The organism is Porphyromonas sp. HMSC077F02 (assembly GCF_001815465.1).
Classification (GTDB): Bacteria; Bacteroidota; Bacteroidia; order Bacteroidales; family Porphyromonadaceae; genus Porphyromonas_A; species Porphyromonas_A somerae.
In genome coordinates this window covers 113,851-126,260 of the sequence record NZ_KV820675.1, presented here as the reverse complement: position 1 = coordinate 126,260, position 12,410 = coordinate 113,851, and the positions used below count along the sequence as shown (strand labels likewise).

At 43.7% G+C, this 12,410-nt stretch carries 9 protein-coding genes; 6 read left to right on the top strand and 3 right to left on the bottom strand.

What is annotated here, in order from left to right; translation table 11 throughout:
* Nucleotides 1-325 precede the first annotated feature (325 nt).
* The 6 genes from dapA (at nt 326) to HMPREF3027_RS06120 (ending at nt 7,532) form a co-directional block, all read left to right on the top strand.
* Nucleotides 326-1,252 (top strand): 4-hydroxy-tetrahydrodipicolinate synthase, encoded by a 927-nt coding sequence (dapA, locus tag HMPREF3027_RS06145; protein ID WP_070707652.1) that lies wholly within the window; start codon nt 326-328, stop codon nt 1,250-1,252.
* A gap of 29 nt (nt 1,253-1,281) precedes the next feature.
* Entirely contained in the window at nt 1,282-2,535 is a 1,254-nt protein-coding gene (locus tag HMPREF3027_RS06140) for a nucleoside permease (protein WP_018028850.1), read from the top strand.
* On the top strand, nt 2,528-3,043 hold the full coding sequence (locus HMPREF3027_RS06135) for a nitroreductase family protein (RefSeq protein ID WP_246830548.1): 516 nt from the start codon (nt 2,528-2,530) through the stop codon (nt 3,041-3,043). Before HMPREF3027_RS06140 ends, HMPREF3027_RS06135 begins: the two co-directional genes overlap by 8 nt.
* 27 nt (nt 3,044-3,070) lie before the next feature.
* Entirely contained in the window at nt 3,071-5,071 is a 2,001-nt protein-coding gene (locus HMPREF3027_RS06130) for a DUF4954 family protein (protein ID WP_070707650.1), read from the top strand.
* 153 nt (nt 5,072-5,224) lie between these two features.
* Nucleotides 5,225-5,509: an HU family DNA-binding protein gene (locus tag HMPREF3027_RS06125; protein WP_018028847.1), complete on the top strand. Its 285-nt coding sequence runs from the start codon at nt 5,225-5,227 to the stop codon at nt 5,507-5,509.
* Nucleotides 5,510-5,876: 367 nt separating this feature from the next.
* Nucleotides 5,877-7,532, top strand: a complete 1,656-nt coding sequence (locus HMPREF3027_RS06120) for an Rne/Rng family ribonuclease (protein ID WP_070707649.1) — start codon at nt 5,877-5,879, stop codon at nt 7,530-7,532.
* A 153-nt stretch (nt 7,533-7,685) separates the two neighbouring features.
* On the opposite strand, the gene HMPREF3027_RS06115 is transcribed toward HMPREF3027_RS06120, so the two are convergent.
* The 3 genes from HMPREF3027_RS06115 to HMPREF3027_RS06105 form a co-directional block, all read right to left on the bottom strand.
* Nucleotides 7,686-9,503 (bottom strand): biotin/lipoyl-binding protein, encoded by a 1,818-nt coding sequence (locus tag HMPREF3027_RS06115; RefSeq protein WP_018029010.1) that lies wholly within the window; start codon nt 9,501-9,503, stop codon nt 7,686-7,688.
* A gap of 48 nt (nt 9,504-9,551) precedes the next feature.
* Nucleotides 9,552-10,910, bottom strand: a complete 1,359-nt coding sequence (locus tag HMPREF3027_RS06110) for a PhoH family protein (protein ID WP_021903844.1) — start codon at nt 10,908-10,910, stop codon at nt 9,552-9,554.
* A 242-nt stretch (nt 10,911-11,152) separates the two neighbouring features.
* The gene (locus HMPREF3027_RS06105; protein ID WP_018029008.1) at nt 11,153-12,382 is read right to left on the bottom strand and encodes a tetratricopeptide repeat protein; all 1,230 of its coding nucleotides are present in this window, start codon (nt 12,380-12,382) and stop codon (nt 11,153-11,155) included.
* Nucleotides 12,383-12,410: the final 28 nt, after the last annotated feature.

The following is a 12,410-nucleotide window of genomic DNA, read 5'->3' as shown; positions in this document are numbered from 1 at the left end:
GTTGCAACTCGCCGATTGCTTAGTTGCATCTCAATAAGTGCCTTTGTATAACCCTGAATTCCAGTCGGTTGCAAATGAAGTTTCGGGAACCCCATTATTGCTAAATTTTCACTCCGTTTCGTGGCATTTATTTCTAGAAAGTGAGCGTTCCATGGGGATAAGAATAGCTCTGGCGCCAAACATGCCCGACAAATAAGAGCCCTCATAGTGCCCACCACTAATAGATAACCATGTGATTTTTTAGGTTGTATAGAGCACCGATCTCAAAATTTATTTATAAGTTTGCTTATCAGTTATGGGGAGAAGGATAGATTACATTTTTTATATGAGTCGTACGAAAGAGCGTTTATATTTGAGGGGTCTTGGTACTGCCCTTGTCACTCCCTTCAAGCAAGATAAAAGTGTAGACTATGACGTACTGGAGCGTCTAGTAGAGCGACAGATAGCGAGTGGTGCCGATTTCTTGGTAGTTTTGGGCACTACTGCAGAGACTCCAACCTTGAGCGAGGAGGAGCAAGACAGGATTATCCACACTTGCGCCAACGTGAATAATGGTAGGGTGCCAATGGTGGTAGGAGTGTCGCATAATGGCACACTAAGGGTGATCGATCGCCTAAGAAGTATGCCTCGGGATGGCGTGGACGCAGTATTGGTGGTATGCCCCTACTACAATAAGCCGTCGCAAGAGGGTCTGTACCAACACTTCCGGGCGGTATCAGAGGCCTCTCCATTGCCCATTGTGCTCTATAATGTACCAGCTCGCACCTCAGTGAATATGTTGCCTGCCACCACTATTCGGCTAGCTAATGATTGCCCAAATATCATTGGGATTAAAGAGGCGAGCGGTATCGTAGGCCAAATTGATGCTGTATCTAAGCAGCGCCCAAAGGGCTTTTTTGTGCTAGCAGGCGATGATACTATTACTTTCCCTCTTATGACGATGGGTGTGGATGGGGTGATCTCGGTGATTGGCAATGCCTTTCCGCGTGAGTTTGGACGGATGGTGCACTTGATTGAGGAGAAGCAGTATGATAAAGCTCTTAAGATACATCACTTCTTTAAGGAGCTTTTCACCCTCCTTTTTATCGATGGCAACCCAGCTGGGGTGAAGTGTGCCATGGCTGAGCTTGGACTACTGGATGAAAACCTACGGTTGCCTCTTGTGGAGATGCAAAGCCCTAATAGGGAAGCCATGATTCAGCTGATAAGTGACATGCGTAGTGATAATTTTTTGAATGAATGTATGGAATAATGCCATTCAGGCATATAGATAACTAGTTTATGGGAAGAGATAATGGTGCACTGAAGCTGAGACTGATCATCATGAACTTTCTGCAATTTGCAGTTTGGGGAGCATGGTTGATTTCACTAGGTGCTTACTTAGGGGGAACGTTACACTTTACGGGGCTACAGATAGGTAGTTTCTTTGCGACTATGGGAATTGCCTCTATTTTTATGCCCACATTGATGGGTATTGTGGCGGATAAGTGGATTCCAGCGGAGCGACTAATCGCCTTGTGTCATTTATTTGCAGGAGTGCTGATGATCTATGCAGCTCAGAGGGTGGATTATGCAGGTCTTTACAGCTTTATCCTCTTGAGTGTCTGCTTTTATATGCCTACTCTTGGGCTCACCAATTCTGTGGCGTATAGTAAGTTGGGAGAGGCGAATCTTGACGCCGTAAAGCACTTTCCCCCCATCCGAGTATTCGGCACCATTGGGTTTATTGTGGCGATGCTGATTGTAGATTGGACTGGAGCCAAACTTACTCACGTACAGCTATACATCTCTGCTGGGCTCTCTTTTGCACTGGCACTCTATATGCTTACGTTCAAGCCCACCCCTATCGTCAAGGTAGCAAGCTCTTCTAGTAAAGGACTTGTAGCAAAGCTAGGTCTCGAAGCCTTTAGGCTATTTAAGGAACGAAGGATGGCTGTATTCTTTATATTTAGTATGTTGCTAGGGATCTGCTTACAGATCACCAACGGCTTTGCCAATGATTACTTGGTGAATCACTTTGGAAGTATGGCAGAGTATGCCGATAGTTTTGGAGTGAAGTACTCGAGTACCCTTATCTCACTATCGCAAATATCTGAGGCACTTTGCATCTTACTCATCCCCTTTTTCCTAAAGCGTTTTGGGATCAAGGTGGTGATGCTGATCAGTCTCTTCGCTTGGGTACTGCGGTTTGGCTTTTTAGGTTTAGGTGACCCCGGGAGCGGGGTTATATTCCTCATTCTCTCGATGCTTGTGTATGGAGTAGCCTTTGATTTTTTCAATATCTCGGGCTCTCTTTACGTAGACCAGAATACCGACATTAGTATTCGTAGCAGTGCTCAGGGGGTATTCCTGATGATGACCAATGGTTTTGGCTCTTTTATTGGATCGTATGTAGCTGGTTGGGTGGTAGATGGATATGGATACCCCAATTCGTGGTTCATCTTTGCCACCTATGCTCTAATTATTACCATTGCGTTTTATTTCTTATTTCATGACAAACCAAAAACAAATAACACCTATGGACAATATGCTTGATCTATTGCGGACACGACGCTCGATCCGAAAATTTGACGCTAAGAAGGAGGTCCCGTATGAGACGTTGGAAAGGATTATAGAAGCGGGTCATATAGCCCCATCGGCATGCAACCGACAACCATGGCATTTTTATCTCATTCGGAGTGAAGAGGCGAGAAAGAAGATTTGGGCATGCTACGATAGGGAATGGGTACAAGGGGCCTATGCCTATGTACTCATCACCGGTGAGGTAGATCAGTGCTGGACCTACCCTGATGGTGTGGGGGATACTTCGCTGTATACCGACTGTGCCATTGCTACTACTAGCATGATGCTTCAGGCATGGTCCGAAGGGGTTGGAAGCCTATGGATTTGCAATTTTGACCGCCCTAAGTGCTGCGAGCTTTTTGGCTTAGATGTAAATGCACGCCGTCCTATCAGCATTTTAGCGATAGGCTACCCTGAGGTAGATCCGAATACTCTGCCCTTTAAGAGAAAGGAGCTGGATGAGGTTTTGACCGAGCTCTGATTTTTACACACAAACAACATAAATACTATGAGAACACTTACTCGCTCCGAGGTGGCAGTACTAGAAAAAAATAACTGCCGCTCGGAGCAATGGGGATTGGTAAAGGTCGCAGAGACTTTTGACCCGGAGAGCTGTAGAGATGTACAATTTTCAGGGAGTTGTCAGATCGGCGACTTATCGGGTAGTAGGGTGAATGAGTACGGCATTGCTGTACAGAATGGCATTAGGTCGGCAAGTATTAATGAATGCAAGATCGGCAATGGTGTCTGCATTGATCACGTCCATGATGTTATTTCGAGATACGACATTGGGGACAATGTAACAATTAGCAATGTAAATGTAGTGGCGATGAAGGGATGTAGCACCTTCGGGATAGGTGTACGTGCTTCTGTTCTGAATGAGACAGGGGGTATGGAGGTGCCAATATCTAGAGATTTAACGGCACAGACTGCCTATATGTTTACGCTAATTGGTCGGCAAGATGGTGCTCTTCGTGGGTCGTTAATTGATTTAGTAGACCAAGAGGCAAGGGAGGCGGAGTCTGAGAGAGGAATCATCGAAGAGAGTGTGTCGATACGTAATTGTGGTTCTATAGTGAATGCCTACATAGGGGCACACGCTAAGGTGGAAGGGGCGACATTTCTTGAAAACTGTAGTCTCTGCAGCTCTGCAGAACACCCTATCGAGATTGGGTACAATGTGATGGGGCGTGACTTTGTGGCCTCCCTGGGTGCGAAGATAGGCGGAAGCTCTATTATTGAGCGCTGCTTCATAGGGCAATCTTGCCACATAGATCATCTATTCTCGGCACACGACTCGCTGATTTTTGCCAATTGCAATTTGGAGAATGGAGAGGCATGCGCTATTTTTGCTGGTCCATTTACCGTTTCTAGCCATAAGAGTAGCTTGCTGATTGCAGGTCACTTTTCATTTCTTAATGCCGGAAGTGGTTCTAACCAAAGTAACCACCTTTATAAGCTGGGGCCGATCCACCAAGGCGTTGTAGAGCGTGGGTCTAAAACTAGCTCGGACTCTTATATCTTATGGCCATCGAGGATCGGGGCATTCACCCTGATTATGGGTCGACACGTACATAATGTAGATACCACTGACTTCCCTTTTAGTTACTTATTGGAGGATGACAATAGGAGTTACTTAGTGCCAGGCCGCAACCTGCTAAGTGTGGGGACTATGAGAGATGCCAAGAAGTGGCCAGCACGTGATAAACGACCTGAGACTATTCGCCCTGATTGTATCAACTACAACCTTCTGAGCCCATTTACTATAGGAAAGATGGAGCGCGCATATAACAAGCTACTTTCGCTGAAGAAGTTCCTAGGTGGGCACGAGCACGTCTATGTCTACTACAATCTATTCATCAAACCTAGTAGCCTAGAGAAGGGGCTAGAGATCTATAAATGGGGAATTGAAAAGTTTATTGGCAACTCTTTGATTCAAAGGATTCAGAATAAGTTTGGCAATGAGGCAATCACTTCAGAACAGAAACTACTAGAGGTTCTTATGCCGGACCATTCTTTTGGAAAAGGTGAATGGATTGATGCCAGTGGTATGATTGCTCCGCTTGGGTGCATTCAAGAAATCATGGGGGAAATTAGAGGGAAGCAACTGAAGTCGCTCCCCGAGATTAATCATAGGATTCGAGGATTACACAAGATGTACTATGAGTATGAGTGGGATTGGAGCTTCGATCTGCTTTGTCGTTGGTACGATATTAATGAGGGTCATCCACTAACCATTGAGCTTATTCGCTCGATACTTAAGGACTGGATTGATGCTGTATTAGCGATTGATGATGCATTGCTGAATGATGCGCATAAGGAGTACAACATCATCGGTCGTGTCAATTTCGGAGTGAAGAATTCGGATATGCAGACGACTACCTATACCGAACAGATTGAGGCAGAATATGCGGAAAATCCTATCGTACTATCCGTGCTTGAGCATATCTCACGAAAAAAGGAATTGTATGCAACTACCCTAGAACAATTAAATGGAATACTTTGTTAAAATATAGGGCAGAGCGAAAAAGCACAGCAAATCTTTCAGAATGCCAATTAAAAATGGTACCTTTGCAGTCCATTGATATGATTGATAGTCAATGGGAAGGCATTTATAAGCATTCCAATAAGTTTATAACGAACTAGAAAGATATATAAAGATATGACTAAAGCAGAACTTGTAGCCGAGATCTCGAGAAAGACAGGTCTCGAGAAAAAGCAAGTCATGGACACTGTAGAAGCATTGATGGATGTAGTGAGTACAAGCCTAGCATCTGGTGAACCCGTATACCTCCGTGGGTTTGGTAGCTTTATTATTAAGCAACGTGCTGCGAAAACCGCTAGAAACATTACTCAAAATACGACAATCCAATTGCCTCCACGTAAGGTGCCAGCATTCAAGCCCTCTAAGTCATTGACTGTAAAAGTAGATAAGAAGAACGCCTAAACTATTGGTTTAGGTAAGTAGATAATAACTAATATAAACATTTGTATTATGCCAAGCGGAAAGAAAAGAAAAAGACATAAGATGGCGACGCACAAGCGTAAAAAGAGACTGCGCAAGAACCGTCATAAGAAGAAGTAATATCGAACGTATTAGTGAGGACTCATTTTGATATACTTCACTAATGGGTGGTTTCTAGTACGAATGCTAAAAGCTTAGTAGTGGGTGGCTAGTAGCCTTCCGATACCAGAAATAATAAGCTCTGGGAGATGTGGCTTTTTCAATCTGAATAGCGACAGCTCTAGGAGCTTATTCCTTTTTTAGGCATTTTGCTAGATATATTTATTAATCATTTATTACCAGATTTCGAGTGAAAAGTGAATTGATCATTGATGTTAGACCCAAGGAGGTCTCCATCGCTGTATTAGAAAACAGCAGATTGGTAGAGCTCCAAAGAGAGAAGCAAAATATTGCTTACTCTGTGGGCGACATATACCTCGGCAAGGTAAAGAAAATTATGCCAGGGCTGAATGCGGCATTTGTAGATATTGGTCATAAGAAGGAGGCCTTTCTTCATTACCGAGATCTAGGTGCTAACTTCAAGACGGCTAAGAGCTTTATCCAAGCTGCGAGGAAGTATGGCAAAAACTTTTCTCCCGAGAGAGTAAAATTGGAAAAGGAGATAGACCGCTCTGGATCTATCGCTGATATGCTTCAGCAAGGCGAGGAGCTGATGGTCCAAGTAACCAAAGAAGCTATCTCCACTAAGGGTCCTAGAATCTCTACCGAGCTATCATACGCTGGTAGGTATCTAGTGCTAATCCCATTTGCTGACAAGGTCTCGGTTTCTCAAAAGATCAGTCAGCCTGAAGAGCGCGTGCGGCTTAAGCAATTGATATTGAGTATCAAGCCAAAGAATGTATCCGTAATCGTTCGCACCTCTGCACAAGGTGTAAAGGTAGCTGAGTTGCACCACGAGCTAAGATCTCTGGTAAAGAAGTGGAGCCTGACAGTCGAAAACCTTAGCCGTGAGCCACAAAACAACCAGCCGCAAGAAGCAAAAGGTGGTAAAAAAGGAGGCAATAACACCCCTGATGTATACATGCTACATCAAGAGAGTAATCGCTTGCTAAGTCTTTTGAGAGATACTTACAACTCCAACTTTAAAGACATTTACATCAATGATAAGTCTCTTGTGCAAGAGACTCAAGATTATATTGAGCTTATTGACCCAGGGCATGGCAATATCGTCAAGCTCTACGAAGGGAAAAGGCCCATATACGACTATTTTGATGTAAGCAAGCAGATTAAGCATTTATTTGGGAAGACTGTTACCTACAAGAGTGGTGCCTACCTAGTGATTGAGCAAACTGAAGCGATGCACGTGGTGGATGTCAATAGCGGGAATAGATCTAGAGGTTCTAAGCAACAAGAGGACACCGCTGTTGATGTCAATCTGTCGGCAGCAGAGGAGATAGCAAGGCAGATGAGATTGCGCGACTTAGGTGGTATTATTATCATAGACTTCATTGACATGGCTCAAGCAGCAAATAGACAGAAGCTTTTTGAGCAAATGAATGAGTATATGAAAAATGACCGAGCCAAGCATACCATTTTACCATTGACCAAGTTCGGTCTCATGCAAATAACCCGTCAGAGAGTTCGCCAAGCTACTCGCATTGAAACAGAGGAAGTCTGCCCAACTTGTCATGGTAAGGGACAAGTTCAGCCCACTCTATTCTTTACTGATGAAGTGGAGAAGATGGTTAACCAGTTGACGAAAGAGGAGGGTGTTAAGAAGTTTAGCATCCATTTACATCCTTTTGTGGCTGCCTACTTAACCAAAAAGAAGGGCTTCTTAGGAGGTTCTATCCTGTCCTCATGGCGTAGCAAGTACGGGAAAGGCATAGACATTATCGCCGATGAATCATTAGGAATGCTAGAGTATGAGTTTTATGACTCTGATAAGAATGAGCTTTCCTATATGCTGGATACGGATGATGAGGATCCTAGCCTAGAAGATTAACAGCAAAAAGTTTCCAATTTACTCTTAAGGAGAAAATAATTAAAAGAGAGGTAAGTTCAGACTTACCTCTCTTTTTTCTACTTATAAGTCAAGAAAAGGAGGGGAGCAAGCTCCCCTCCTCTTAATTACATTCGTGTAAGATACCGTAAGGTATTACAACCGCTTAACATACTCCTTTTGCTCCTCAGGCTCGGGTAGGAAATCCTCACAGTCATCCATGTAAGCAATCACATCGCCTTTACGTACATGCGCACCTTGGTCGGCTACAATCTCACGGATACGTCCAGAGATACCAGCCTTGACATCTACGGTATAGAGTACATTGGTCTGGATAAAGCACATCTTGCTACCAGCTCTATAAGAAGTACCAACTGCTGGTGCAGCAGACTGGTCCTCAAAGTCTAGCTCCCAGAATACTTGTCCACTTACGGGAGCAGTAACAGGGATATAATTGGCTCTAACGAGCTCCTTCACGTCATCAGCTGTGTATCCCTTCTTTGCCTGATCCTCTGCGCGTAGCTTAGCCAAGTCTGCCTCAAAGCGCTCTTTTGCTACGCCACTCTTATAGTCACGATACTGCTGCTCGTGCATTGCCAATTCGAATAGCTCCTCATCGTCCTGACCATAGTCCCAACCCTCTTCATCCATGATCTTACGATACTTATCCAGCTCATCTGGGTAGTAGTCTTGTGGGTTGGCATCGGTAAACTCCTCGCCCTTCTCCTTAGCTAGCTCTATAATCTCTGGAGCCAGGGTGCCTGGTAGCTTGCCAGACTTTCCTGTGATCATACCCCATGTATTCTTATCAATAGCCTGCCAACGTCCTTCGCCACGCTCCATATTGAATACATTCATTAGGGCAACGTTCTTGACATACTGGCTAAATGGAGTTACCAATGGTGGGTTACCCAGCTTTGGCCATACATATTCTACCTCCTTAAAGAGTTTCACCATCAAGTCATCAATGGTCAGCTCAGGCTCATTATTTTGCTTATGATACATATTGATCGCAGAGTGGATACCCTTTAGGTCGGCCATCATAGATCCCATCATACCACCTGGCAATCCACAACCCACGAGCAGAGAAGAAGACTGTAGATTACCAAAGTTTGTAAAGTAGCCCAAGAAATCATCCAAAAACTCCTGAGTCATACTCCTTACTTTCATATATGCATTCATATTGATTTCAGGCACATCAAAGCCATCAGCCTTGAGCATCGCTTGTATGGTAATTACATCAGGGTGAATCTTACCCCAAGCTAGTGGCTCTACTGCACAGTCAAGGATATCAGCACCAGCACGAGCCACCTCTAGCATAGAAGCAGGAGAGAAACCAGGACCAGAGTGGCCGTGATACTGTACAATTACATCAGGATTATACTCCTTAATTGCCTTAACCACCTTACCAAGAAGAGTAGGCCTACCAATACCAGCCATATCCTTCAAGCAAATCTCAGGAGCACCAGCATCGATCAGTTGCTTAGCGATACCTGTGTAGTACTCAGCGGTATGGATAGGTGAGTGAGTAATACAAAGAACAGCCTGAGGGATCATCCCTGCCTCCTTGGCATATTGGATAGAAGGGATAATGTTACGCACATCATTAAGACCACAGAAGATACGAGTAATATCGACTCCTTGTGCCTTTTTCACCTTGTACATCAAACGCCTTACATCAGCTGGTACAGGGTACATACGAAGTGCGTTCAAGCCACGGTCAAGCATATGTGTTTGGATGCCCGCCTCATTAAAGGCTTTTGTGAAGGCTCTTACTGCCTTATTTGGGTTTTCACCATAGAGTAGTTGAACTTGTTCAAAAGCTCCACCATTAGTCTCTACACGTGCCCAGCACCCCATCTCCACGATGAGTGGTGCCACTCTAGCCAATTGGTCAGCTCTTGGTTGGTATTTACCAGAGCTCTGAAACATATCTCGGTATACGAGACTAAACTTAATAGATTTCTTTGCCATATTCAATGCTGCATCTGTTAGGTATTTATATAGTTTATATTATCACGTTTATAATTTCTTCGCTGCCATATCACTGAGGTGTGAACGCTCACCCTGCACAAGATTTACGTGACCAAAGAAGTCCTCTCCCCTCATCCTCTCAATCATATAGGCAAGACCATTGCTCCTACTATCAAGATAAGGGCTATCAATTTGATGCACATCACCAGTGAATATCATACGCGTATTATCACCAGCACGCGTAATTACCGTCTTTATCTCCTGAGGAGTTAGGTTTTGAGCCTCATCAATGATACAAATTACATTAGAAAGGCTACGCCCTCTAATATAGGCAAGTGCCTCGATCACTAGCTTCTCGCTCGAAAGCATATCTTCCAACTTTCTCACTTGGCTAGAGTTCTCACCAAACTGAGCCTTAATCACATTAAGGTTATCAAACAATGGCTGCATATAGGGCATAATCTTCTGCTTGTAGTCACCAGGGAGAAATCCCAAGTCTTTATTGGCAAGCGAAACGATCGGACGAGCCAGTAAGATTTGCTGGTAATCTTCTTCCTGTGCAAGTGCTGCTGCGAGAGCGAGTAAGGTCTTTCCCGTTCCTGCTGTACCTGTCATTCCAATTAGGGATATTGACTGATCAGCTAGGAGATCAAATGCCATTGTTTGCTCCGCATTTCTAGGGGTAATACCCATAAAGGTCCGCTTTTCAATGCGGCGAACGCTCTCTCCAGTGCTTAAAGTCCTCACCAAGACCGAGCTCTGTGGGCTTTTGAGAATAAAAGTTTGATTGGGAATAGGAGCAGATGGTAATGATAGCTCACTTACTGGCAGACCTTCATTACCAGCACTATATAATGAATCAACCACTGCTGGGTCATCCACTTCCACCTCGCTAAAGTCGGAAGTAGAGATATCCTCCACATCCACCTTGTCGGTAGTATAATCCTCGGCTTTCAATCCTAATGAAAGAGCTTTGATCCGTAGATTAAAGTCTTTAGTCACCAGTATTGTTGGTAGGTCAGAGTGCTCAGAGAGAGTAAGTGCTGCAGATAGTATCCTATGATCATTTAGATCTTCCTTAAATACTTCTGATACCTTACTGTGATGCTGCCCACTAGTTAGTATAAATACTTTACCTCCGTCGGCATTAATAAGCACCCCATTTTCCTCAATCTTGACACCATTTTCCTTAGCAGAAGAGTCAGCCTCAGCACCACCAATGATTTCATTAAGTGTGCGAGTAAAAGCCCGAGCATTAAAATTGATTTGCTCGTAACCTTTTTTAAACTTATCCACCTCCTCCAAGACAGTAATTGGTATGTATACATTATTGTCCTGGAAGTTATTGATACACTTATAATCGTGAAGTATCACGTTGGTATCCAACACATAGTTTTTTTTCGCCATAGTTTATCTCCTTTCACATAGTTATGTCATTCTGGTGGAAAAGTGTTTTTTCATCTCCGCAACACCGACATTACTTCGATATTTGTTATCACTACAAATGTACCTAATTATTTTACAATAACGACATAACTCCCTAATTCTTTTTTCCACCCGACCAATATATGGTAGAGAAAAAAGAGAAGAGGTACATCGTAAAGAACGATATACCTCCTCATTAATACTATGTGTAATGAAGCTTTTGCTTATTGCGCCGCATCCATTTCGGCCATTTTGTCTTCCATACCAAGATTATAGTACACATTATAAAGTGCGGTACGGAATTGAGAATTCTCTGGATCTAAGTTGTGTACCTTCTCTAGGTAAGGCAAGGCCTTTGTATAGAAAGACTTTGCCTTCTCAAGAGCAACAGTATACTTATCTTGATCGGTGATGTTATTGGCCTCATTGATGGCATCAGCACCTTGGTTGAAGTAGACCTGTGCAAGGCCATAGATAGCCTCTTTTGAGTCAGGATTTAGCTCCACTGCCTTGAGGTAGTAGCTCTCACCAGTCTTATAATCCTTCTTACCCTCAGTATAGATCTGCCCCATAGTAGAGAGTACTAGTGGATTAGTTGGGTCCTTCTCCAATAGTTGATTTAGGAAAGTCAAAGCTTGGTCATTCTCACCCTTAATGATCAAAATATTGGCAAGGTTGGTCAAGAATATTGGCTCTTGTGGGACTACGTCAATCGCCTCCTTAAGAGTATTCTCGTAGCTAACAGTGTCACCAGAATTGATGTACTGAAGTGCGAGAAGCTGATATACCTCATTTTGGTTAAATGGGACGTCTTTGATGCGCTTCAATTCCTCAATGGCAGCAGTAGTATTATCTTCCATCTGAGTAGCAGCATAAGCAGAGAAGAAAGCCACCTCCATGCTTAATGAGTCAGCAGTAGCGACTGGAGTACCCTCAAACATTGGATGATTCTTCATCTCACCGAATTTTGAGAAATACATATTGGCCTTCTTAAAGTCGCCACTTTGTAGTCCTTCATTACCTGCATTAATCAACTGCGTATAATAGGTGCTCACAGCCTCACGAATCTTCTTCTCAAACTTAGGTCTCACACGGCCCTTATCATTGGGCTGATGATCCAGCTCATACGCCTTCTCATAATAATTAACCATGTCATAAACAGGCTTGTAGAACCCTGCCTCATCCACAGCCTCACCTAGTTGTAGCTTAATAAAGCCTTTCTCTACAGCCTTCTCCTCTACAAATCCAGCCACATACCATGCGTGAGCCGAATTAGCGGTCTCTGGGTTTTCCAAAGTGGTCTTGATTAATTGTCGAGCTGCATTGATATCAGCCTTATCACGCTTCACGGTACGCTCTACCTCTTTTACCACTTTCTCTTGTGCAAAAGCTGGCACTACTAAAAAAGCACCTAGCAAAACAGACAGTGTACCTAAGAAAAATCTCTTCTTCATATCTTCTAATCTTTTTATTAGTAATAAT